The organism is Pseudomonas sp. TKO26 (assembly GCF_003225665.1).
Lineage (GTDB): Bacteria > Pseudomonadota > Gammaproteobacteria > Pseudomonadales > Pseudomonadaceae > Aquipseudomonas > Aquipseudomonas saponiphila.
Genome location: NZ_QKLN01000017.1, coordinates 88672 through 112689, shown reverse-complemented (window position 1 = coordinate 112689; position 24018 = coordinate 88672). Strand labels below are relative to the sequence as shown.

The following is a 24018-nucleotide window of genomic DNA, read 5'->3' as shown; positions in this document are numbered from 1 at the left end:
TCTCTATAGAAGGCTGCATTCCATGACCACTCTGTTTGATCCGATCAAGATCGGCGACCTCGAACTGTCCAACCGCATCATCATGGCCCCGCTGACCCGCTGCCGCGCCGACGCCGGCCGCGTGCCCAACGCGCTGATGGCCGAGTACTACGTGCAGCGGGCTTCCGCTGGCCTGATCCTCAGCGAAGCCACCTCGGTCACCCCGATGGGCGTCGGCTACCCGGATACCCCCGGCATCTGGTCCAACGACCAGGTGCGTGGCTGGGCCAACGTGACCAAGGCGGTGCATGGCGCCGGCGGCAAGATCTTCCTGCAGCTGTGGCACGTGGGGCGGATTTCCCACCCGTCCTACCTGGACGGCGAAACCCCGGTGGCCCCGAGCGCCATCCAGCCCAAGGGCCATGTCAGCCTGGTGCGTCCTCTGGCCGACTACCCGACCCCGCGGGCCCTGGAAACCGCTGAGATCGCCGACATCGTCGAGGCTTACCGGGTCGGCGCGGAAAACGCCAAGGCCGCCGGTTTCGATGGCGTGGAAATCCACGGCGCCAACGGTTACCTGCTGGATCAGTTCCTGCAAAGCAGCACCAACCAGCGCACCGACCAGTACGGCGGCTCCCTGGAGAACCGTGCCCGCCTGCTGCTGGAAGTCACCGACGCGGCCATCGAGATCTGGGGCGCCGGGCGGGTGGGTGTGCACCTGGCACCTCGCGCCGACTCCCATGACATGGGCGACGCCAACCTGGCGGAAACCTTCACCTACGTCGCCCGCGAACTGGGCAAGCGCGGCATCGCCTTTATCTGCTCGCGCGAGAAAGAAGGCGCCGACAGCCTGGGCCCGCAACTGAAAGAAGCCTTCGGCGGCCCGTACATCGCCAACGAACGCTTCACCAAGGACAGCGCCAACGCCTGGCTGGCCGCCGGCAAGGCTGACGCCGTGGCCTTCGGCGTGCCCTTTATCGCCAACCCGGATCTGCCCGCGCGCTTGAAGGCCGACGCGCCGTTGAACGAGGCGCATCCGGAAACCTTCTATGGCAAAGGTCCGGTGGGCTACATCGACTACCCGACGCTGTAAGCCGTCCCCGGTAAACCAAAAAGCCCCGGCTCTCGCGAGCCGGGGCTTTTTGCCGAACATGCCGCAGTTGCCCGGGCCGATCAGGGCCATCCCCTTGATCGGCTGTTCTGCGCCTTTGGACGGTGAAGGGTTCACACTCATTCACACACCCGCAACAAAATCCCTACAAAATACGTAGCTCGCTATCTATCAAGATGCGGCCAGCCCGTATATAAAAGCACCCCATCGCGATGGCGAGCGCGGGAGTGGGTATCCGTCGCGGTAAGTCTTGACACAATTGGATTCAATTACGCATGTTGTCTTAATGACGCAAGTTCGGGCTCAAGCGCAACATATCCAGCCCGATGTCGATCCAGCGCTCTGCCTCGGTGTGCAGGGCGAAGCTCTCAGGGGCCAGCAGCCATTGGTAAAGGATGCCATCGATAAAGGCACGCATGCTGATAGCCGCCCGTTGCGTATCAAGATCTTCGGGCAATTGCCCGCGATTCACTGCATTGGTCAGCGCCAGCTCAATACGCACGTTGCACTCCAGGCTGGCGGTGCGACGCTGGCGCCGCAGGTCGCACATTTCATCGGTGAATTCGCACTTATGAAACAGAATTTCATTAATGCGTCGGGTTTTCGGGTCCAGGGCCACTTGATGGAACAAATGAATCAGCAACTTGCGCATCCAACCCAACGGATCCAATTCATCTACATTCTCACTGGCGGCAGCCATCTCATCCAAAGGTTCACGCAGGCTGTCGAGCATGGCCTGGACCAGATCGGCCTTATTGTTGAAATGCCAATAGATGGCACCCCGCGTCACCCCCGCCAACGCGGCGATATCGGCCAGGGTAGTACGCGCCACGCCGCGCTCGTAAAAGGCCTTTTCAGCGGCCTCGAGTATCTGGCTGCGAGTTTCTTGAGCTTCCTCTTTGGTACGACGGACCATGGCAGTAAAACCTCGATCAGGATCTTTCAGCGATGCGTGAAGACCTTCTGAATAAATATGGAACGGCCTCTCGGGGGCCGTTTGCCCAGCCTACAATTCAACACCTACAGGGGCTTGTGTAACCGGATGGGTACGCCGCCAGGGTATTTACAAACAGCCGCGAACGTAAGTATATTCCTTAGCAAGCTACTAATCCACTCAGCCAACTCTTTCTTACTTTCCACTTTTCTTGTGCGCATCTTGCGTGCCTGACCCGAGGATCTTCATGCAACTCAAGCCAGCTGTTACCGCTCTGGTCACTGCCGTCGCCCTGGCATCGCTGCTCAGCGGATGTAAAAAGGAAGAGGCGGCGCCAGCCCCTCAAGCTCCTCAGGTCGGCGTCGTCACCCTGCAACCACAAGCCTTTACCCTGACTTCCGAACTACCGGGGCGGACCACAGCGTTCCGTATCGCCGAAGTTCGTCCGCAGGTAAATGGGATCATTCTTAAGCGCCTGTTCAAAGAAGGCGGGGACGTCAAGGAAGGTCAGCAGCTTTATCAGATCGATCCATCGGTCTATGAGGCAACGCTGAAGAGTGCCGAGGCCAATCTGCAATCGACCAAGTCGATTTCCGATCGCTACAAGCAACTGGTCAACGAGCAGGCCGTGAGCCGCCAGGAATACGACACCGCCGTGGCCAACCGCCTGCAGTCGGAAGCCGCCCTGCAAAGCGCTCAGATCAACCTGCGCTTCACCAAAGTGCTGGCGCCGCTGACCGGTCGCATCGGCCGTTCCTCGGTGACCGAAGGCGCCCTGGTCAGCAACGGCCAAGCCAATGCCATGGCGGTGATCCAGCAACTGGACCCGATCTACGTCGACGTCACCCAGTCCTCGGTGGAACTCCTGGAACTGCGCCGCGAGCTGGAAAGCGGGCGCCTGCAGAAAGTCGGCGACAACGCCGCCAAGGTCAAACTGACCCTGGAAGACGGCAGCCAGTACAAGCTCGACGGCAAACTGGAGTTCTCCGAAGTCTCGGTGGACGAAACCACCGGCTCGGTGACCCTGCGCGCCGTGTTCCCCAACCCTCAGCACACCCTGCTGCCGGGCATGTTCGTCCACGCCCAGCTGCAAGCCGGGGTCAACAGTGCGGCGATCCTGGCCCCACAACAAGGCGTGACCCGCGACTTGAAAGGCACCCCGACCGCCCTGGTGGTTGGCCCGGACAACAAGGTCGAGCTGCGCCAGCTCAAGGCCAGCCGCACCGTCGGCAGCCAGTGGCTGGTGGAAGACGGCCTGAAAGCCGGCGACCGGCTGATCACCGAAGGCCTGCAATTCGTCAAGCCGGGCATTGAAGTCAAGGCCAGCGAAGCCACCAACGTAGCCGCGAAAAACCCGGCCCCTGCACAGGCAACCGACAAAGCTGCAGGCGGCAAAGGGGAGTAAACCATGTCGAAATTTTTTATCGACCGTCCGATCTTCGCCTGGGTTATTGCCCTGGTGATCATGTTGGTCGGGGCTCTATCGATCCTCAAATTGCCGATCAACCAGTACCCGAGCATCGCCCCGCCAGCGATCGCCATCTCCGTGACCTACCCGGGCGCTTCCGCACAGACCGTGCAGGACACCGTGGTCCAGGTGATCGAGCAGCAGCTCAACGGTATCGACAACCTGCGCTACGTGTCCTCGGAAAGTAACTCCGACGGCAGCATGACCATCACCGCGACCTTCGAGCAGGGCACCAACTCCGACACCGCGCAGGTCCAGGTGCAGAACAAGCTCAACCTGGCCACCCCGCTGCTGCCGCAAGAAGTGCAGCAACAGGGTATCCGCGTGACCAAGGCGGTGAAGAACTTCCTGCTGGTGATCGGCGTGGTGTCCGAGGACGGCAGCATGTCCAAGGACGACCTGTCGAACTACATCGTGTCGAACATGCAGGACCCGATCTCGCGGACCGCGGGCGTCGGTGACTTCCAGGTGTTCGGTGCCCAGTACGCCATGCGCATCTGGCTCGACCCGGCCAAGCTGAACAACTTCAACCTGACCCCGGTGGACGTGAAGACCGCGGTGGCCGCGCAGAACGTCCAGGTATCGTCCGGCCAGCTCGGCGGCCTGCCCGCCCTGCCCGGCCAGCAACTCAATGCCACGATCATCGGCAAGACCCGCCTGCAGACTGCCGAGCAGTTCAAGGCGATCCTGCTGAAGGTCAACAAGGACGGCTCGCAAGTGCGCCTGGGCGATGTCGCGGACGTGGCCCTGGGTGGCGAGAACTACGCCATCAGCGCCCAGTTCAACGGCAAGCCGGCCTCCGGCCTGGCGGTGAAACTGGCCAACGGCGCCAACGCCCTGGACACCGCCAAGGCGCTGCGCAAGACCATCAGCGACCTGGAACCCTTCTTCCCGCAAGGCATGAAGGTGGTATTCCCCTACGACACCACGCCCGTGGTCACCGAATCCATCAAGGGCGTGGTCGAGACCCTGGTGGAAGCGATCGTCCTGGTGTTCCTGGTGATGTTCCTGTTCCTGCAGAACTTCCGCGCCACGGTGATCACCACCATGACGGTGCCGGTGGTACTGCTGGGAACCTTCGGCATCCTCGCGGCGGCCGGTTTCAGCATCAACACCCTGACCATGTTCGGCATGGTGCTGGCCATCGGCTTGCTGGTGGACGACGCCATCGTCGTGGTGGAAAACGTCGAACGGGTGATGCACGAGGAAGGCCTGTCGCCCAAAGAGGCCACGAAGAAATCCATGGGCCAGATCCAGGGCGCCCTGGTGGGTATTGCCCTGGTGCTGTCCGCGGTACTGCTGCCCATGGCGTTCTTCAGCGGCTCCACCGGGGTGATCTACAAGCAGTTCTCGATCACCGTGGTTTCGGCCATGGCCCTGTCGGTCCTGGTGGCCCTGATCTTCACCCCGGCGCTGTGCGCCACCATGCTCAAGCCTGTCATCCCGGGGCATCACGCGGAGAAACGCGGCTTCTTCGGCTGGTTCAACCGCACCTTCGATCGCAGCGTGAAAAGCTACGAGCGCGGCGTGGGCAACATGCTGCGCCACAAGGCCCCGTACCTGCTGGCCTATGTCTTGATCGTCCTGGGCATGATCTGGCTGTTCACCCGCATTCCGACCGCGTTCCTGCCGGAAGAAGACCAGGGCGTACTGTTCGCCCAGGTACAGACCCCTGCCGGCTCCAGTGCCGAGCGGACCCAGGTGGTGGTCGATGAAATGCGCGCCTACCTGCTGGACAAGGAAAAGGACACCGTGGCTTCGGTGTTCACCGTCAACGGCTTCAACTTCGCCGGTCGCGGCCAGAGCTCGGGCATGGCCTTCATCATGCTCAAACCGTGGGGCGAGCGTTCTGCGGAAAACAGCGTGTTCAACCTGGCGGCCCGCGCCCAGCAGCACTTCTTCAGCTTCCGTGACGCGATGGTGTTCGCCTTCGCCCCTCCGGCGGTACTGGAGTTGGGTAACGCCACCGGTTTCGACGTGTTCCTCCAGGACCGCGCCGGTATCGGCCACGAGAAGCTGATGGCGGCCCGCAACCAGTTCCTCGGCATGGCGGCCCAGAGCAAGGTGCTGTCCCAGGTGCGTCCGAACGGCCTGAACGATGAACCGCAATACCAGTTGAGCATCGATGACGAGCGCGCCAGTGCCCTGGGCGTGACCCTCACCGACATCAACAACACCTTGTCGATTGCCCTGGGCAGTAGCTACGTCAACGACTTCATCGACCGCGGTCGGGTGAAGAAGGTCTACATCCAGGGTCAGGCCGGTGCACGCATGAGCCCCGAAGACCTGAAGAAGTGGTACGTGCGCAACAGTGCCGGGACCATGGTGCCGTTCTCCTCCTTCGCCAAGGGCGAGTGGATCTACGGTTCGCCGAAACTGGCCCGTTACAACGGCGTGGAAGCCATGGAAGTCCTGGGTGCCCCGGCCCCTGGCTACAGTACCGGTGAAGCCATGGCCGAAGTCGAAGCCATTGCCGCCAAGCTGCCGCCGGGCGTGGGCATCTCCTGGACCGGCCTGTCCTACGAGGAGCGCCTGTCGGGCTCCCAGGCACCTGCGCTGTACGCCTTGTCCCTGCTGATGGTGTTCCTGTGTCTGGCGGCGCTGTATGAAAGCTGGTCGATTCCGATCGCGGTCATGCTGGTGGTGCCGTTGGGGATCATCGGTGCGCTGATGGCCACCAGCCTGCGCGGTCTGTCCAACGACGTGTACTTCCAGGTGGGGCTGTTGGTGACCATCGGCCTGGCGGCGAAAAACGCCATTCTGATCGTCGAGTTCGCCAAGGAACTGCACGAGCAGGGCCGCTCCCTGGTGGATGCTGCGGTGGAAGCCTGCCGCATGCGTCTGCGGCCGATCATCATGACCTCCCTGGCCTTCGTCCTCGGGGTGGTGCCGCTGGCCGTTTCCACCGGCGCAGGTTCGGGCAGCCAGCATGCCATCGGCACCGGGGTCATCGGCGGTATGCTCACCGCGACGATCCTGGCGATCTTCTGGGTGCCATTGTTCTTCGTCACCGTATCGTCCATGGGCCGCCGACAAGCGGACCTGTCAGAAACTACTGCAACTCCTAAAGAGGCTGGCCAATGAGCAAGTCGCTCCTCTCCCTGGCAATCACCGCCATCGCGCTAAGTGGTTGCTCGCTGATACCGGATTATCAGCGTCCGGAAGCGCCGGTGGCGGCGCAATTTCCCCAAGGCCCCGCCTACTCGCCCAAGGAGGCCGCCAACGTGGCGGCCGCCGAACAGGGCTGGCGGCAGTTCTTCCACGACCCGGCGCTGCAGCAGCTGATCCAGACCGCTCTGGAAAACAACCGCGACCTCAAGGTCGCGGCGCTGAACATCGACGCCTATGCCGCGCAGTACCAGATCCAGCGCGCCGACCTGTTCCCCGCGGTTTCAGCCAATGCCAGCGGCAGCCGCCAGCGCACGCCGGCACGCATGTCGCAGACCGGTGAAGCCGGCATCTCCAGCCAGTACTCGGCCACCGTGGGCGTCAGCGCCTACGAGCTGGACCTGTTCGGCCGGGTTCGCAGCCTGAGCGAACAAGCCCTGCAAACCTACTTCTCCAGCGAAGAGGCCCGGCGCAGCACGCAGATCAGCCTGGTGGCCAGCGTGGCCAATGCCTACATGACCTGGCAGGCCGACAAGGAGCTGCTCAAGCTGACCCAGGAAACCCTGGCTGCCTACGAGGAAAGCTACCGCCTGACCTCGCGCAGCAATGAAGTGGGCGTGGCCTCGGCCCTGGACCTGAGTCAGGCGCGGACCTCGGTGGAAAACGCCCGGGTGCAACTGGCGCGCTACACCCGCCAGGTGGCCCAGGATGAAAACAGCCTGACCCTGCTGCTGGGCACGGCGATCCCGAGCAACCTGCCCGCGGCCCAACCGCTGTCGGCCAATCTGTTGAGCGAGCTGCCGGCCGGCCTGCCGTCGGAGCTGCTGCAACGGCGTCCGGACATCCTCGAAGCCGAATACAAGCTGAAAGCGGCGAATGCCAATATCGGCGCGGCGCGGGCGGCGTTCTTCCCGAGCATCAGCCTGACAGCCAACGCCGGCACCCTGAGCCCGGACCTCTCGGGCCTGTTCAAGGGCGGCTCGGGCACCTGGCTGTTCCAGCCGCAGATCAACCTGCCGATCTTCAACGCCGGCAGCCTGCGCGCCAGCCTGGATTACTCGAAGATCCAGAAAGACATCACCGTTGCCCAGTACGAGAAATCCATCCAGACCGCCTTCCAGGAAGTCTCCGATGGCCTGGCGGCGCGCCAGACCTACAACCAGCAGTTGCAGGCCCAGCGTGATTTCGTCAACGCCAACCAGGACTACTACCGTCTGGCCGAGCGCCGCTATCGCATCGGGGTCGACAGCAACCTGACCTTCCTCGACGCCCAGCGTTCGCTGTTCAGTGCCCAGCAGGCCCTGATCACCGATCGCCTGGCGCAGCTCACCAGCGAGGTCAACCTGTACAAGGCCCTCGGCGGCGGCTGGAGCGAGCAGACGGCGAAGAACCAGCCACTGGCTGAAAAAGCCCCGGCGCTGCACCTGTTCTGACACAGGATCCGGCTGCAGGAAAAACCCACCTCATGGTGGGTTTTTTTATGCCTGCGCCCCTCAGCCGCCCACCCCGTTGAGCAAGAACACCGGCTCACGCATATAGTCCAGGCCCAGGCGGGTTTCGAAAGTCTCGTCGCGCAGGGCGGCCGTGGTGCAACTCCTGAGCCCCAGGGCCGTCGCCACCAGGGCGAAGCTCTGGCTCAGATGACCGCAGTCCATCAAGGCCACCCGCAAGGCCCGGCTGCCCGGGTACTTCCAGGCCAGGCGCTGCAGGCAGGCGGTGGAGAGGAACAGCACCGACGCCTGCTCGATCCAGCTCTGGTCGCCGCAGGCCGCACCGACCCAGGACCTGGGATCCTCGCGCGACAGCAGTTCAAGCCCGTGTCGCCGCACCGAGTAGTGATACAGGCCGGCCTCCAGGCCCTGCACATTGAGCAGGAGCGGATAGACCTCGATGGCATGCAGGGAGCCCCCGGACGCCGAGGTTTTCTTCAGGAAGAAATCCCCCATGGGGTTGCGCCGCATCTGACTCGCTCCCCAGGTGTAATACAGCAGCGCCGACAGCTGCTGGGCGCTAATGGGGGCCCCGTCGAAAGTCCGGCAGGTCTGGCGACGGGCCAGCACCTCCAGCAGCTGCAGCTGCTCGAACAGCGCGGGCGGTGCCAGCAAGGGATTGTCCAGGGCCTGGAACGGATGGGAAAAGTAGTCCTTGAACGCCGACGGCTGGCGCTGCTGCAGCGCCTTGCCGGCCAGTTGCTCCTCCATCTGCGCCACGCTGAGGTAGGGCGTGGCGGTTTGCGTGCGTGTCCCCAGGTAGAAATCCAGCGCGACCTGCCAGTGACTCCAGATATCGCCGGCCGCCTCGGGCTCGGAGGGCCCCGGGGCCTGCCCGTCCACGGGCTGCAACAGCCCCCGGGCGATCAGGTCCTGAAGCAGCGCCAGGCTGGGGTCTTCCAGCGCGCCGGGGAGCAGCAGCGCGCTGTCCAGGGTTCGCGGACAGAGAAAATGCCGGACCAGCGGCAGCAGCTGTATCGCCAGCTCCAGGTCCAGGGCCCGCCGTCGATCCCACAGGGTAAAGCGGTCCCGGTCGATGCCCAGCCAGGTGCCCGCGCGCAATTGCAGCAGGGTCTGGCCATCCAGCGGGCTGGCCGCCGGTGCCGGAGCTTCGGCCAGGGTGCCGGCCTGCCAGAACAGCGGCTCGGGCCGCAGCGCCTTGATCTCGCGGATCAGCGCCGCCAGCTCTGGATCGCCGGCGCGATCGGCGATGTCCCACTCGATGGTGACCGCCTTGAGCGGCCCATGGCCGAACAACTGCCGCAGGATGTCCCAGTCCCGTCGCGGATCGCCGACATGCACCTCGATCAGGCGCTTGAGCGGCAGTGACCGCAAGTACTCGCGCAGGTCGTAGCCCAGGGCCCGGGCAGTGCAGATGGCGCTGTCCAGGTCCAGAAGAAAGCCGCTGTGGCTGCGCTCCACCACGCTGCAAATGAATCCGCCCTCGGACAATTCCTGGCCAATGTCCATGGCAAACAGCCGTGGCGCGTTCTCCAGCACCAGCGGGGTGCCGGTGAAGGCCTGCAGTTCGATGGCGTTGGCCACCACCGTATCGGCCACTTCCCGAGCCAGGCTTGGCAGGATGAAATGCTGGGTATCACCGCCCTGAAAGCGTGACCAGGAAATGTGCTCCGCCAGCCACGGCGAGGCGGTCCGCTGGCACAGGCGACGGGTCATGTGCAGGAACTCCCGGTCCATCTCGATGCCGACGCTGCCCAGGGACAGGCTCGACGAGTGCAGCAGCACCGGCACCTGCCCGCCCAGCTCGGTCAGCTGTGGCTGCAGGATGCAGTGGGTAGGCTGAAACTCCAGGTAATCGAAGTACGGCAGCCCTTCAGCCTGAATCCGCTCAAGGCTGGGATCGAGCCCGACCGCACCGCTCCCGGCGCCCGGCGGCAAATGGTATTCCAGGCCCACCCCGGCGTCGGGGAAACGCGAAGAGTCGAAGTCTTGCATGTCCGCCTCCCCGGCTCAGGCCGTCATGTGCAAGGTCGCGGCGCCAGCGCTGGCGTCCGCGTCCCGATTCAGCAAACCGGCATGGCGGCGCTCCAGGCGGTGCACCTCCTGCAGCAGATTGCCCAACAGTTCCCGCCCCTGCGCGGTAAAACCCGGGGCGCTGGCAAAATCCGCCTGCGCCTTGCTCAAGCCCCGTAGGATGAACAGCAGGCGTTGCTCGGCCCGGCGCATCTCCTGCGCTGGACGGTCGCGCACCCGTTCCAGGTACTTGACCAGGGCGATATAGACGTAAAAAGCATGGAAATAGCCGTACAAGTCCCGCTGCTGCCCCGACCAGGGCAGGGTGTACTGGGCCTCCCGCGAAGCCTGGGGCTCAACCACCGCGGCGACTTCGACCACGTTGTACAGCAGCTGGTGGGTCGCCTCGTGCACCAGCGATTCCTCCAGATCGAGTATCGAGTGATCCCGGCTCGACAGCAGGATCACCCCGGTATAGCGGGACGCGGAGCAGCTGCGAAACCCGCCGTCGGGCAAGTAGCACACGGCCTTGACCAGCACCTGCCACTGTTCATGACAGGCCGGCCAGGTGTGCTTGATCCGCTGCAAGGCCAGCTGCATGACATCCCGGAAAAACTCTTTGGAATAACCCGTGCGCTCCAACTGACGCCGAGTCCCGTCGTCTGGCGGGTAGTCATAACTGGGGGACGTGACCTGAGTGATCAGCGGATCGACATCGAAGCGATACACCGGCGGGTATTGTTCATCGGGCCGTACCTGCTGCGCAGCTTCAATCCGTTGCAGCACTTGGGGAAATTCCAGCAGCCTGGCTTTGACTTCACCGTCGCCTTGGGTCTTGCCAGTCAACAGATAGTTGACATCACGAAATGTCAGCACGCTCCAGATCTGAAATACCGGATGCGCGATCAATGGATCACGGACACTTTCCGGCGATAGAATAATATCCAACGCCATTTTGAAAAACAGCCGCAACGCAGAATCCGCAACAAACAACTTCGACAGTTCCGCATATAACGCGACAAACATCGTATAGCGATTCTTCGCGACTTTTTCCTGTAACTGGAGAAAGCGTTGCGTTTCGCTGTCCGCAAGAAAAGTAGTGCCCTTAAACAACTCGTCGATGGAAAGTTCCGCTTGTTTGCTGTTAACACTGTCCATGGTTCAACCATCCCTAAAGTTCACGGCAAGGGCTTGCTCATCGTCAGGCTGGCGACTTCATAGCCCAGCAGTTCATAAAGACGACGCGCTTCAAGGTTGCGACCGAAGACATGCAAACGCATTTCATCACAGCCCCACTGGCGCGCCAGCGACTCACCGGCCAGCAGCGTCTGCCTGGCGTAACCCCGGCGACGTTCGATCGGCTCGATATAGAGATCGAGGATGAAGGCAATCCGTCGGGAACCGGCCTGACGTTCGGCGATCCACAACTCGCCCACCGCCCGCCCTGCATACAGCGCCCGCCACAGATGGTTGCGCGGGCTCAGGCGACCCTGCGGAAGCAACTGGCGGAACACCTCCGCCGCCTGGAACGACGCCTGCTCCGGCGGCCATTCACCGGCGGCCACCATGCCGGCGGCATACTCCTCGAGGGCTCGCCGGGCGAAACGCTCGAAGTCGGCTTCCTGCATCGACACCAGGCTGATGGACACGGACCGGCACTCCACTGTGAACTTGAATCCCGATTCCGCTGTGTCGCACTCATGCAGACTTGAATGCGGCACAGCGGACTGCACAGGTCCCACTCAGTCCATTCGCGCCTGTTGCTGTTGAGTGTCAAAGATCGCCGCGACACCAATCTTGTCGCGAATGGCCGACCCGGCACTGGTCAGTTTTGCCGTGTCGATACTTTTCACAGCGCCCACTTCGGTAGCACTCAGGTGCACGCCGATGCCTTTGGCGGCCGCTTCAGGATCCTGATGCAACTGCGCCGCGAAGTCCTTATCCAGAAGTGCACGGCCGACTACTGATGCAAGGCGCTCCTGATTGACTTTCGTACTCATGGTATTTCTCCTTATATATTGAAAGCACGATAACAACCTTTCTCCTGACGAAACTTACAACTTATCCCTATTCGCCCTGAGGAATTTCAATATAGCAAGGAGAGTCTGCATTTCCAGCACAGGCAAAGTTTTCGCTTAAACCTTTTTACGATAATAGATAACACCGAATTTAAAGTTTAACTGGCGATTACCCCTATATCTTTTATACAAGTACGCCACTTGCGGACAATGGCTTACAACCAAAGCAATAAACACTTTTAGTGGATCTGTAACGCGCCAGATATACAGCACAAGGACCACGCCCGATTGAGCAACGCGGACAACCCCTGGATTCAACAGCAATCCCGGGGCTGTCCGAGCCCCTGCAACGGACTCGATAAGTGTTCGTTAATCGCCCAAAACCGCGATTCGCCAATTGATCGCCCCTGGGGCGCGACGCACCATTCCCGGCACCCGAACACACCAATAACAACAGGTTCGATGTCATGCCCCCACGCCCTGCCCGCTCCGGCTGATCCCACCCGCTGCACCTTCCAGGTATTGCACATTGTCCGCAGATTCTTGCCGGCAGTGCGTTGCTGCGCCCCTAACAATTAGAGAGACCGACACATGAAGCCAATCACCCCGCCACAACACCTCGTGCCCTGCCTTCTGGCGGTGGCGTTGACCAGCCTCGCCCTGCCGGCAGTGGCCGAAGAATCAGGCTTTTTCGAAGACGCCCAGGCCAACCTGAACCTGCGCAACTTCTACATCAACCGCAACTTCACCAACCCGACCAAGGCCCAGGGCAAGGCCGAAGAGTGGACCCAGAGCTTCATCCTCGACGCCAAGTCGGGGTTCACCCAGGGCACCGTGGGGTTCGGCATGGATGTGCTGGGCCTGTACTCGCTGAAACTCGACGGTGGCAAGGGCACCGGTGGCACCCAGTTGCTGCCCCTGGACCACGACGGCCGCCCGGCGGACAACTTCGGGCGCCTGGGGGTCGCGTTCAAGGCCCGGTTGTCGCAGACCGAAGTCAAGGTCGGCGAGTGGATGCCGGTGCTGCCGATCCTGCGTTCCGATGACGGTCGCTCGCTGCCGCAGACCTTCCGCGGCGGCCAGATCACCTCCAGGGAAATCGCCGGCCTGACGCTCTATGGCGGCCAGTTCCGCGGCAACAGCCCGCGCGACGACAGCAGCATGAGCGACATGACGATGTTCGGCAAAGCGGCCTTCACTTCCGACCGCTTCAACTTCCAGGGCGCCGAATACGCCTTCAACGACAAGCGCACCCAGGTCGCCCTGTGGAACGCCCAGCTCAAGGACATCTACCGCCAGCAGTTCGTCAACCTGATCCACACCCAGCCGCTGGGCGACTGGACCCTGGGCGCCAACCTGGGCTTCTTCTACGGCAAGGAAGACGGCAGCGCCCGTGCCGGCGATCTGGAAAACCGCACCTGGTCCGGCCTGTTCTCCGCCAAGTACGGCGGCAACACCTTCTACGTCGGCCTGCAGAAACTCACCGGCCCCAGCGCCTGGATGCGGGTCAACGGCACCAGCGGCGGCACCCTGGCCAACGACAGCTTCAACGCCAGCTACGACAACGCCCAGGAAAAATCCTGGCAACTGCGCCATGACTACAACTTCGCCGCCCTCGGCGTGCCAGGCCTGACCCTGATGAACCGCTATATCAGCGGCAGCAACGTGCACACCGCCACGGTCAGCGACGGCAAGGAGTGGGGCCGGGAAAGCGAGCTGGGCTACACGGTGCAGAGCGGCACGCTGAAGAACCTCAATCTGAAATGGCGCAACTCCACCATGCGCCGGGATTTCAGCAACAACGAGTTCGACGAAAACCGCCTGATCGTCAGCTATCCGTTGAGCCTGCTGTAACGACGCAACGACCAACAAAAAAGGCCAGCCCGGTGATCGGGCTGGCCTTTTTGTTGGGCCGTAAAGGGTTACAGGCGCGACTCGGTGCCCAGTTCGTCCCACACCGATTCGGCCAGGTGGAAGGTGGCATTGGCTGCCGGGATGCCGCAGTAGATCGCGCTCTGCATGATCACTTCCTTGATCTCGCCACGGCTCACGCCGTTGTTGGCGGCAGCCCGCAAGTGCAGCTTGAGCTCTTCGTTGCGGTTCATGCCGATCAGCATGGCGATGGTGATCAGGCTGCGGGTGTGCCGCGGCAGGCCCGGACGGGTCCAGATATCACCCCAGGCGTGGCGGGTGATCATTTCCTGGAATTCCGAGTTGAACTCGTTCAAGGCATTCAGGCTGCGGTCGACATGGGCATCGCCCAATACCGCGCGGCGCACCTGCATGCCGGCGTCATAACGTTGTTTCTCGTCCACAAGGGGCTCCTCGAATCAGTGCTCAGGCCAGCAGGAATTCCACGACACGGGCGCTGAACGCGTCGCCGGCCTGGACGTTGGACAGGTGCGCGGCATAGAACTCGGCGTACTCGGCGCCAGCCACATGCTGCTCAATGAAGCGGCCGCCGGAGGGCGGGGTCACCGCGTCGTCGCTGCCGGCAATCACCAGGGTCGGCACCTTGATCGCGCCCAGTTGCTCGCGAAAATCCGCATCGCGCACCGCCGCGCAGTTGGCGGCATAGCCCTGGGGCGAAGTGGCGGCGAGCATGTCGGTGATCAGCTTGGCCTGGTCAGGGTGGGCCTCGGCAAAGTCGGCGGTAAACCAGCGGGCGATGGAGGCATCACGCAGTGCCACCATGGCCGCCGGGCCGTCACGCAGCACCGTCTCGATCCGCGGGTTCCATACCGAGGGATCACCGATCTTGGCGGCGGTGTTGCACACCACCAGTTTGTGCAAACGCTCGCCGGCATTGATCCCCAGCCACTGGCCGATCAGGCCGCCCATGGACAGGCCGCAGAAATGCGCACGCGGGATATCCAGGGCATCGAGCAATGCCAGCACATCCCGGCCCAGTTGCTCGATGCTGTAGGGCCCCTCGCTGACCAGCGAACGGCCATGGCCGCGGGTGTCCATGCGCAACACCCGGAAGTGCCGGGTAAAGGCCGCCATCTGCTTGTCCCACATGTGCAGGTCGGTGCCCAGGGAGTTGGACAGCACCAGTACCGGCGCGCCCTCTGGTCCTTCGAGTTGATAGTGCAGATCGCCCTCGGCGAGTTTCACGAATCCCACAGCAGTCTCCTTCAGGCCTTCAAGGCAAAATGTTCAGCCACGGCGCGCTCGACCCAGGCCTGGGCCTGACCGAGGTAATGCGCCGGGTCCATCAGACGATCCAGCTCTGGCGCCGACAGCTCGGCGCTAACCCGGGCATCGTCCGCCAATACTTCGCGCAGATGGCGTTGTTCGGCCACCGCGCGCTTGCAGCATTGTTCCAACAGGTGATGGGCGGTTTCCCGGCCCAGGCGCTGGGCCAGTTCAATGCTCACCGCTTCCGCCAGGACCAGGCCCTGGGTCAGGTCGAGGTTGCGCGCCATGCGGGCGCTGTCGACCTGCAGCCCTTCGGCCACCAGCAAGGCTTGTTGCAGGGCCCCGGACACCAGGCAGCAGATGTCCGGCAGGGTTTCCCATTCGGCGTGCCACAGGCCGAGGCTGCGCTCGTGCTCCTGGGGCATGGCGGCGAACATCGTCGCCAGGAGGCCCGGAACCCGGGTCGCGGCGCTGATCAATACCGCTGCGCCCACCGGGTTGCGCTTGTGCGGCATGGTGGACGAACCGCCCTTGCCCGGCGCCGAAGGCTCGAAGACTTCCGCCGCCTCGGTCTGCATCAGCAGGCTGATATCGCGCCCCAGCTTGCCCAGGCTGCCGGCCAGCAGGCCCAGCACCGAGGCGAATTCCACCAGACGGTCGCGCTGGGTATGCCAGGGCTGTTCCGGCAAGCCCAACTGCAGCTCCTCGGCCAGGGCCCGGGCAATCGGCAGGGCCTGCTCGCCGAGAGCCGCGAGGGTTCCGGAAGCACCGCCGAACTGCAGCACCAGCAGCCGCGGCTTGAGTTGTTGCAGGCGCTCGCGGCTGCGGGTCACGGCCCCCAGCCAACCGGCGATCTTCATCCCCAGGGTCACCGGCGTCGCGTGCTGCAGCCAGGTGCGGCCGGCCAGGGGCGTGTCGGCATGGCGCTTGGCCTGGGCCGCCAGAAGGTCCCCCAGGCGCAACAGATCCTGCTCCAGCAACTGCACGGCAGCGCGCAATTGCAGCACCAGCCCGCTGTCCATCACGTCCTGGCTGGTGGCGCCCAGGTGCACATAACGTTCGGCCTCGCCATCGCTGCGGGCGATCTGCTTGCCCAGGGCCTTGACCAGGGGAATCGCCGAATTGCCGGCCGTGGCAATCGCCTCACCCAGAGCCTGAAAATCATAGAGTTGAGCCCGGCAGGCCGCCTCGATAGGGGCCACGGCGCGCTGCGGGATCAGCCCGATCCGCGCCTCGGCCCGAGCCAGGGCCGCCTCGAAGTCGAGCATGGCTTGGACCCGCCCCTGGTCGCAGAACACGCCGCGCATTTCCCGGGCAGTGAAGTAGGCATCGAACAACTGGTTGCTCGCAGTCAGGGTCATAAACAGTCCTTAGCAGGCCTGCGCCCGAGTCGGGCGCAGGCACACAGGTCAAAGATCGTGGTGCAGGTAGGCCGCCTGTTTCGGCAGGCGCAGGCTGAACAGGAAGGCGATCGCCATCATCGCCGTGACGTACCAGTAGAAGGTGTTTTCCATGCCCATGTTCTTGAAGTTCAGGGCCACCCATTCCGCCGAGCCACCGAAGATCGCATTGGCCACCGCATACGCCAAGCCCACCCCCAGCGCACGCACTTGTGGCGGGAACATCTCGGCCTTCACCAGGCCGCTGATGGAGGTGTAGAAACTGACGATGGCCAGGGCCAGGGTGATCAGCACAAAGGCCAGGAACGGACTGGTGACGGTCTTCAGGGTCAGCAGGATCGGCACGGTGAACAGCGTACCCAGGGCGCCGAACCAGAGCATGGAATTACGCCGGCCGATCTTGTCCGCCAGCATGCCGAACAGCGGCTGCATGCACATATAGAAGAACAGCGCGCCAGTCATGATGTAGCTGGCGGTCTTGGCGTGCATGCCCGCGGTGTTCACCAGGTACTTCTGCATGTAGGTGGTGAAGGTGTAGAAAATCAGCGAGCCGCCGGCGGTGTAGCCAAGCACCGTGATAAAGGCCGCCGAGTGATGCTTGAACAGCGCGGCAACGCTGCCGGCGTCCTTGTTCTCGCGTATCTCCTTGCTGGTGGTTTCCTTCAGCGAACGGCGCAGCAACAGCGAGATCAGCGCGGCGATGGCACCAATCACGAACGGAATGCGCCAGCCCCAGGCCTTGAGCGCGGCCTCATCGAGAAACTGCTGGAGCACCACCAGCACCGACACCGCCAGCAATTGCCCGCCGATCAGGGTCACGTACTGGAATGAGGCGAAGAACCCGCGCTGGCCCTTGAGCGCCACTTCACTCATGTAGGTAGCGGTGGTGCCATATTCACCGCCCACCGACAGGCCCTGGAACAGGCGCGCCACCAGCAGCAGGAACGGCGCCCAGGCACCGATGCTGGCGTAGGTCGGCAAAAAGGCGATGACCAGGGAACCGGCGCACATCATCAGCACCGAGATCATCATCGAGTTCTTGCGTCCGTGGCGGTCGGCAACCCGGCCGAACAGCCAGCCGCCGATGGGCCGCATCAAAAAGCCGGCGGCGAACACCCCGGCGGTGTTGAGCAACTGCACCGTGGGATCGTCGGAGGGGAAAAACGCCGGGGCGAAGTAGATGGCGCAAAAGGCATAGACGTAGAAGTCGAACCATTCCACCAGGTTGCCGGAAGAGGCACCGACAATGGCAAAGATCCTTTTGCTGCGCTCCTCTGCGGTGTAGTGACTTGTGCTTGTTGTCATGATTTTTCACTCGTGGGGGACAGTGTGAGTCTAGACACACCTGGCAACACTCCCGTTCCCCGTGGAGAGTGCCCTGCTGCGGTGGCGGTCACCGCAGGCCGGGTCAGTAATCGAAGAACACGGTTTCGGCGTCGGTCCCCTGGAGAATCACGTTCCACTGGTAGTGACCGGCGGCATCGGCCTTGGCCAGCAAGGTGTCGCGGCGCCCCTCGGGCACGCAGGCCAGCAACGGATCGGCGGCGTTGGCCGGCTCGCCGTCGAAGTAGATACGGGTCAGCAGGTGCTTGACCAGGCCACGGGCAAACACCAGCACCACCAGGTGCGGAGCCTGGGTCGAGCCCTTGAGGCCCGGCACCGTGCCCGGCTTGATGGTGGTGAAGCGAAAGCGCCCTTCGGCGTCCACCGGCACTCGGCCAAACCCCTGGAAGTGCGGATCCAGGGGCTTGTCCTGCTGATCTTCCGGGTGGCGGTACTTGCCGGCGGCATTGGCCTGCCAGACTTCCAGCATGGCGTCGTTGACGAAGTGGCCGTTGCCATCCACCACCTGGCCGGTGATTGCCACCCGCTCGCCCTGGGTGCCTTCCTCGGTCAGGTCTTCGCGGTTCAGCCAGGTCAGGCCAATGTGGTAGTAGGGGCCGACGGTGTGGGAGGTAGTCGCGGTCAGGCTCATGTCATTTCTCCATCGGCGTGGCATCGCGGCCGCGCAGGACGATGTCCCAACGGTAACCGAGGGCGTAGGAAGGGATGGTTTTCTCCAGGTCGAAACTGGCGATCAGCCGTTCCTTGGCGCGGGTGTCCGGCACGCAGTTGTAGATCGGGTCATATTCCAGCAGCGGGTCGCCGGGGAAATACATCTGGGTCACCAGGCGGGTGAGGATGCTCGGGCCGAACAGCGAGAAATGGATATGCGCCGGACGCCAGGCATTGTGATGGTTACCCCAGGGGTAGGCGCCGGGCTTGATGGTCTGGAACTGATACCAGCCGTCGGCATCGGTCACGGTGCGCCCGGTGCCGGTGAAGTTCGGATCCAGCGGTGCGTCGTGCAGGTCGCGGTCGTGGTTGTAGCGACCGGCGGCGTTGGCCTGCCAGATCTCCACCAGGATGCCCGGCAGCGGCAGGCCGTTTTCGTCCAGCACGCGGCCGTGGATGATGATCCGCTCGCCCTGTGGCTGGCCTGCGTGCTGCGCGGTCAGGTCGTTGTCCCGTTCCCGGATCGATTCGGCACCGATGCTCGGGCCGGTGATTTCCGACAGCGAATGGGGCAGGAACACCAGCGGCTTGGACGGCGAGCGGGTGTTGGTCGACTGGTAGGCCGGGTGCAGATAATCAGGCTGAGTACCCGCTTGCGGGCGCCGGTAACCGGGCTTGTCACTCATGGTGGTTCCTCGTTCTCTTCTTATGTAAGCAGGCGCTCAGACCCGCTCGATGGCCAACGCCAGCCCTTGGCCGACACCCACGCACATGGTGGCCAGGCCTTTTTTACCGCCGCTCTTTTCCAGATGATGCAGGGCTGTCAGCACCAGGCGCGCTCCGCTCATGCCCAAGGGGTGACCCAGGGCAATCGCCCCGCCATTGGGGTTGACCTGCGGCGCATCGTCGGCCAGGCCGAGCTCGCGCAGCACCGCCAGGCCCTGGCTGGCGAAGGCTTCGTTGAGCTCGATCACGTCGAAATCGCTGACCGCCACGCCCAGGCGTTCGATCAACTTGCGCACCGCCGGCACCGGGCCAATGCCCATCACCCGCGGCGCTACACCAGCGCTGGCCATGCCCAGCACCCGCGCACGCGGGGTCAGGCCGTGTTGCTTGACCGCCTCGGCCGACGCCAGGATCAGCGCCGCGGCGCCGTCGTTGACCCCGGAGGCGTTGCCGGCGGTAACGGTCTTGTCCGGGCCGTTGACCGGCTTGAGCTTGCCCAGGGTTTCCAGGGTGGTGTCGGCACGCGGATGTTCGTCCTGCTCAACCACTGTCTCGCCCTTCTTGTGGGCGATGCGCACCGGAACGATTTCCTCGGCGAAGAACCCGGCGGCCTGGGCCGCGGCGGTGCGCTGCTGGCTGCGCAGGGCGAAGGCGTCCTGGTCGGCGCGGGACACCTGATAGTCGTCGGCCACGTTGTCCGCGGTCTGCGGCATGGCGTCCACACCGTACTGGGCCTTCATCAGCGGGTTGATGAAACGCCAGCCGATGGTGGTGTCTTCCAGCTTCATGTTGCGCGAGAAGGCGGCATCGGCCTTGCCCATGACAAAGGGCGCGCGGGACATGGACTCGACACCGCCGGCAATCGCCAGCTCCATCTCGCCGCTGGCGATGGCGCGGAACGCGGTGCCGATGGCGTCCAGGCCCGAGGCGCAGAGACGATTGAGGGTGACACCGGGCACGCTGTCCGGCAGGCCCGCCAGCAGCAGCGCCATGCGCGCAACGTTGCGGTTGTCCTCGCCGGCCTGGTTGGCGCAGCCGAGGAACACCTCGTCCAGCGCGTTCCAGTCCACGCCCGGATTGCGCTCCATCAGCGCCTTGATCGGCACTGCCGCCAGGTCGTCGGCACGGACGGCAGAAAGGCCACCGCCAAAACGGCCGATGGGGGTACGAATGGCATCGCAGATGAATACGTCACGCATCAGGCTTCTCCAGGCGCTTGGCCATGGGCCGCGGCAGTGCGCGCTTCCAGGTCACGCAGGGCGGTCAGTTCGACTTCGGTGGGGGCGGTCGTTTCGGCCACTTGCTCGGCAAAGCGGATCGCCCAGCCGGTGGCAGCCACCACCTGCTCGCGGGTCACGCCCGGATGCAGCGAGGTGACGATGAATTCGTGGGTGCCGGCTTCCGGCTCCATGATGCACAGGTCGGTGATGATCCCCACCGGACCGGCGCCGGGCAGGCCCAGGCGCTTGCGCGAGTCGCCGCCCTCGCCGTGCCCGACGGAGGTGATGAAGTCCAGCTTGTCGACAAAGGAACGGGACGACTGCTTGAGGATGATCAGCACGCTTTTCGCCGAGCCGGCGATTTCCGGAGCACCGCCGGCACCTGGCAGGCGCACCTTGGGTCGGTGGTAATCACCAACCACGGTGGTGTTGATGTTGCCAAAACGGTCGACCTGGGCCGCACCGAGGAAACCCACGTCAATGCGTCCGCCCTGCAGCCAGTAGCGGAAGATCTCGCCGGTAGGCACCACGGTATCGGCGGTTTCCGCCAGCTCGCCGTCGCCAATGGACAGCGGCAGCACGCTGGGCTTGGCGCCGATCGGGCCGGATTCGTAGATCAGTACCACGTCTGGCGACGAGGTCAGGCGCGCCAGGTTGGCGGCCTTGGACGGCAGGCCGATGCCGACGAAGCACACCGAGCCGTTCTGCAGGCGACGGGCCGCGGCCACGGTCATCATTTCATTGGTGGAGTAGTTCATTACTGGGCCTCCGAAGCTGCGGCCAGCTTGGCCTGGAATTCGCTGAAGTCGGCACTGCCGCGGATGTATTCGTTGATCCAGGCGGTGAAGGTTTCACGGTCACGGGCGATCGGATCCCAGGCCTGGTAGAAACGGTTGTCACGCTCGGAGTAGCCGTGGGCGTAGGACGGATGGGCACCACCGGGTACATGGCAGACCGCGCTCAGGGCCCAGGTCGGCAGCACGCAAGCGTTCATCGGGGCGTTCAGGTCGTCGACGATTTCCTCGACGGTGACGATGCAGCGCTTGGCGGCCAGGGCGGCCTCTTTCTGCACCCCGAGGATCCCCCACAGCAGGACGTTGCCCTTGCGGTCGGCTTTCTGCGCGTGGATCACCGTGACATCGGGGCGTACCGAAGGCACCGCGGCCAGCACTTCGCCGGTGAAGGGACAGGTCACGGTCTTGATCAGCGGGTTGACCTTGGGCAGGTCGGAGCCGGCGTAGGCTCGCAACACGGCGAACGGCAGGCCCGAGGCGCCGGCGACATAGGCGTTGGCCAGGTCGGCGTGGCTGTGCTCTTCGATTTCCAGCGGCTGTGGCCACTGTTTTTCCACGGCATCACGCAGGCGATGCAGGGAGCCCACGCCCGGGTTGCCGCCCCAGGAGAAAATCAGCTTGCGAGCGCAACCGGCACCGATCAACTGGTCGTAGATCAGGTCAGGAGTCATGCGCACCAGGGTCAGGTCTTTCTTGCCCTGGCGGATGATTTCATGACCTGCGGCCGTAGGAATCAGGTGGGTGAAGCCTTCGAGCGCGACGGTGTCGCCGTCGTTGACGAATTGCTTCACCGCGTCGTGCAGCGAAAGGATTTCAGCCATGGATGGGGTCCCCCGATTGTTATTCAGCGACTGGAGAAAAAGGCGCTCTGGGCGCGCCGCAGTGACTGAAGATTAAGCGGGAGCCAGACCCCAAACAATCCGATAATCGACTGAGTGTTCGATTATCGAACGGATTGTTGCAGGGCTATCGATTCCCCCTCTGCAACCCAAAAACAGCCTTGGCGGCTCGGTTGCGGCCGTTGCCGCAGGCGGCGATGGGGCTTGAAGAACCTTGCGCAGGGCCTTGGAGCAGCGGGCCCTCAAGGCCCGCGACAGCGACTACGGGCCGAGATGGCGTCAGGTCGCGTCCGCATGGCTGACCATGCCCTTGATCACCACGGCGGTGGTGGCCAAGGCCGCCGGAATCACCAGGGCAGTCAGCACCTGCTCGAAGTTCCAGCCCAGGCCCAGCAGGGTCGCCCCCATCCAGGCGCCGAGGATGGCACCGAAACGACCGATGCCGAGCATCCAGGACACTCCGGTGGCCCGCCCTTGGGTCGGATAGAAACGCGCTGCCAGGGACGGCATCGCCGATTGCGCGCCGTTGACGCACATGCCGGCGATCAGTACCAGGGTGGCAAGCAAGGTGATGTTGCCCAGGCTTTGCCCTACGGCGTAGGCAAAGACCCCGGCCAGCAGGTAGAAACAGCCGATCACCTTGTGCGGATTGAAGCGGTCCATGGCCCAGCCCACGGCTACGGCGCTGAGCACCCCGCCGAACTGGAACAGGGCGCCGATAAAGGCTGCCTGCTCCATGCTCGCCCCGCTGTCGCGCATCAGGGTCGGCAGCCAGCTGGTCAGCAGGTAGACAATCACCAGGCCCATGAAATAGGTCAGCCACAGCAGCAAGGTGCCAACGCTGTAAGTGCCGGAGAAGATCACCGCGAAGACGTTGCGCGCCCTCACCGTCTTCTGCTCGGGCACGCTGAAACTGCCGGCCTCGCCGACGATGGCCGGGGCGATCGGCGCCAGGGTCTTGCGCACCCTGTCGGTGCCGCGATTGCGTACCACCAGGTAACGCGCCGACTCCGGCAGCCAGACCACCAGCACCAGGGCCAGGAGCAACGGCAGGATGCCGCCGATCAGCAGCAGGCTGTGCCAGCCAAAGGCCGGGATCAGCTTGGCGGAAATGAAGCCACCACCGGCCATGCCCAGGTTGAAACCGCAGAACATGCTGGTGACCAGCAACGACTTGTGGCGCTCGGGGGTGTATTCCGACAGCAGCGTGGTGGCGTTGGGCATGCCCGCCCCCAGCCCCAGGCCGGTGAGAAAGCGCAGGACCAGCAACTGATCGACATTGCTGCTATAGGCCGACGCCAGGCTGAAGGCGCCGAACAGCAGCACCGCTCCCACCAGCACCACCTTGCGCCCGAAACGGTCGGCCAGGGGCCCCGAGCCCAGGGCGCCGAAGACCATGCCGATCAGCGCGGCGCTCATCACCGGGCCGAGGCTGGCGCGGTCGATGCCCCAGTCCTGGGACAGCGCCGGGGCAATGAAGCCCATGGCGGCGGTGTCCAGGCCATCGAGGAAGACAATCAGAAAACACAGGATCACCACTCGCCACTGGTAACGGGACAAGGGCTGGGCATTGATGAAGGACTGCACATCAAGGCAGTTCCCTACAGCGGATTGAGGTTGGTTCATTGTTGTTATTTCCACACTAAAACGCAGGCGAGCAACGGCCGCCAGGGGCTGATCAGGTCACGTAGAAAGGGTGGAGTCAGTCAGGCGACTCGGGCGGGACGGCAGGAACGGTCACGGCAACGACGCAGGGAGAGCATGCACATGAGTTGGCCTCTTCATTATTATTGGACGGGTCATCGGCCGCAGACCGGCAAT

General features: G+C 63.6%; 20 protein-coding genes. 5 read left to right on the top strand and 15 right to left on the bottom strand.

Features of this window, described 5'->3' with window-relative positions:
* The first annotated feature begins 22 nt into the window (after positions 1-22).
* The gene (locus DNK59_RS21835; RefSeq protein ID WP_060837892.1) at positions 23-1072 is read left to right on the top strand and encodes an alkene reductase; all 1050 of its coding nucleotides are present in this window, start codon (positions 23-25) and stop codon (positions 1070-1072) included.
* Positions 1073-1373: 301 nt separating this feature from the next.
* Here DNK59_RS21835 and emhR read toward each other — a convergent pair whose 3' ends face one another.
* Entirely contained in the window at positions 1374-2006 is a 633-nt protein-coding gene (gene emhR, locus DNK59_RS21830; RefSeq protein WP_092320251.1) for an efflux system transcriptional repressor EmhR, read from the bottom strand.
* A gap of 265 nt (positions 2007-2271) precedes the next feature.
* On the opposite strand from emhR, the gene emhA reads away from it, so the two are divergent.
* Genes emhA through adeC form a run of 3 tightly spaced genes read left to right on the top strand, consistent with a single transcriptional unit; the run spans position 2272 to position 8033 of the window.
* Positions 2272-3429: an efflux RND transporter periplasmic adaptor subunit EmhA gene (emhA, locus tag DNK59_RS21825; RefSeq protein WP_092320250.1), complete on the top strand. Its 1158-nt coding sequence runs from the start codon at positions 2272-2274 to the stop codon at positions 3427-3429.
* Between the two features lie 3 nt (positions 3430-3432).
* Positions 3433-6576: an efflux RND transporter permease subunit gene (locus tag DNK59_RS21820; protein ID WP_110724563.1), complete on the top strand. Its 3144-nt coding sequence runs from the start codon at positions 3433-3435 to the stop codon at positions 6574-6576.
* Positions 6573-8033 carry an AdeC/AdeK/OprM family multidrug efflux complex outer membrane factor gene (adeC, locus tag DNK59_RS21815; RefSeq protein ID WP_110724562.1) on the top strand — a complete coding sequence of 487 codons (1461 nt, stop codon included), beginning with the start codon at positions 6573-6575 and terminating at the stop codon, positions 8031-8033. The genes DNK59_RS21820 and adeC overlap by 4 nt, the downstream gene beginning before the upstream one ends.
* 60 nt (positions 8034-8093) lie before the next feature.
* Here adeC and DNK59_RS21810 read toward each other — a convergent pair whose 3' ends face one another.
* From DNK59_RS21810 to DNK59_RS21795, 4 genes are all read right to left on the bottom strand, one after another.
* Complete coding sequence (locus tag DNK59_RS21810; protein WP_110724561.1) at positions 8094-10046, bottom strand: DUF692 family multinuclear iron-containing protein; 1953 nt, start codon at positions 10044-10046, stop codon at positions 8094-8096.
* Positions 10047-10061: 15 nt separating this feature from the next.
* On the bottom strand, positions 10062-11222 hold the full coding sequence (locus DNK59_RS21805) for an HEXXH motif-containing putative peptide modification protein (protein ID WP_110724560.1): 1161 nt from the start codon (positions 11220-11222) through the stop codon (positions 10062-10064).
* 20 nt (positions 11223-11242) lie between these two features.
* On the bottom strand, positions 11243-11713 hold the full coding sequence (locus DNK59_RS21800; RefSeq protein ID WP_244168972.1) for a GNAT family N-acetyltransferase: 471 nt from the start codon (positions 11711-11713) through the stop codon (positions 11243-11245).
* A gap of 93 nt (positions 11714-11806) precedes the next feature.
* Positions 11807-12064, bottom strand: coding sequence for an Os1348 family RiPP precursor (locus tag DNK59_RS21795; RefSeq protein ID WP_016965124.1), 258 nt, complete (start codon positions 12062-12064; stop codon positions 11807-11809).
* Between the two features lie 609 nt (positions 12065-12673).
* Here DNK59_RS21795 and DNK59_RS21790 point away from each other — a divergent pair.
* Positions 12674-13936, top strand: coding sequence for an OprD family porin (locus DNK59_RS21790; protein ID WP_110724559.1), 1263 nt, complete (start codon positions 12674-12676; stop codon positions 13934-13936).
* A gap of 68 nt (positions 13937-14004) precedes the next feature.
* Here DNK59_RS21790 and pcaC read toward each other — a convergent pair whose 3' ends face one another.
* The 10 genes from pcaC to DNK59_RS21740 all read right to left on the bottom strand — a co-directional run bounded on the left by pcaC (position 14005) and on the right by DNK59_RS21740 (position 23823).
* Entirely contained in the window at positions 14005-14397 is a 393-nt protein-coding gene (gene pcaC / locus DNK59_RS21785; protein WP_060837883.1) for a 4-carboxymuconolactone decarboxylase, read from the bottom strand.
* A gap of 22 nt (positions 14398-14419) precedes the next feature.
* Positions 14420-15208: a 3-oxoadipate enol-lactonase gene (gene pcaD, locus DNK59_RS21780; protein WP_110724558.1), complete on the bottom strand. Its 789-nt coding sequence runs from the start codon at positions 15206-15208 to the stop codon at positions 14420-14422.
* An 11-nt stretch (positions 15209-15219) separates the two neighbouring features.
* Positions 15220-16584, bottom strand: a complete 1365-nt coding sequence (locus DNK59_RS21775; RefSeq protein WP_110724557.1) for a 3-carboxy-cis,cis-muconate cycloisomerase — start codon at positions 16582-16584, stop codon at positions 15220-15222.
* A gap of 48 nt (positions 16585-16632) precedes the next feature.
* Positions 16633-17928 carry an MFS family transporter gene (locus tag DNK59_RS21770; protein ID WP_110724556.1) on the bottom strand — a complete coding sequence of 432 codons (1296 nt, stop codon included), beginning with the start codon at positions 17926-17928 and terminating at the stop codon, positions 16633-16635.
* Positions 17929-18031: 103 nt separating this feature from the next.
* The gene (gene pcaG / locus DNK59_RS21765) at positions 18032-18598 is read right to left on the bottom strand and encodes a protocatechuate 3,4-dioxygenase subunit alpha (protein WP_092320241.1); all 567 of its coding nucleotides are present in this window, start codon (positions 18596-18598) and stop codon (positions 18032-18034) included.
* Position 18599: 1 nt separating this feature from the next.
* Positions 18600-19304, bottom strand: a complete 705-nt coding sequence (gene pcaH / locus DNK59_RS21760) for a protocatechuate 3,4-dioxygenase subunit beta (protein WP_110724555.1) — start codon at positions 19302-19304, stop codon at positions 18600-18602.
* A 36-nt stretch (positions 19305-19340) separates the two neighbouring features.
* A complete protein-coding gene (pcaF, locus tag DNK59_RS21755) occupies positions 19341-20546 on the bottom strand; it encodes a 3-oxoadipyl-CoA thiolase (RefSeq protein ID WP_177431285.1) in 1206 nt (401 codons plus the stop codon).
* On the bottom strand, positions 20543-21322 hold the full coding sequence (locus DNK59_RS21750) for a CoA-transferase subunit beta (protein WP_092320238.1): 780 nt from the start codon (positions 21320-21322) through the stop codon (positions 20543-20545). The genes pcaF and DNK59_RS21750 overlap by 4 nt, the downstream gene beginning before the upstream one ends.
* Positions 21322-22179, bottom strand: a complete 858-nt coding sequence (locus tag DNK59_RS21745; protein WP_047284229.1) for a CoA transferase subunit A — start codon at positions 22177-22179, stop codon at positions 21322-21324. Before DNK59_RS21745 ends, DNK59_RS21750 begins: the two co-directional genes overlap by 1 nt.
* Positions 22180-22476: 297 nt before the next feature.
* Positions 22477-23823 carry an MFS transporter gene (locus DNK59_RS21740; protein WP_110724553.1) on the bottom strand — a complete coding sequence of 449 codons (1347 nt, stop codon included), beginning with the start codon at positions 23821-23823 and terminating at the stop codon, positions 22477-22479.
* Between the last annotated feature and the right edge of the window lie 195 nt (positions 23824-24018).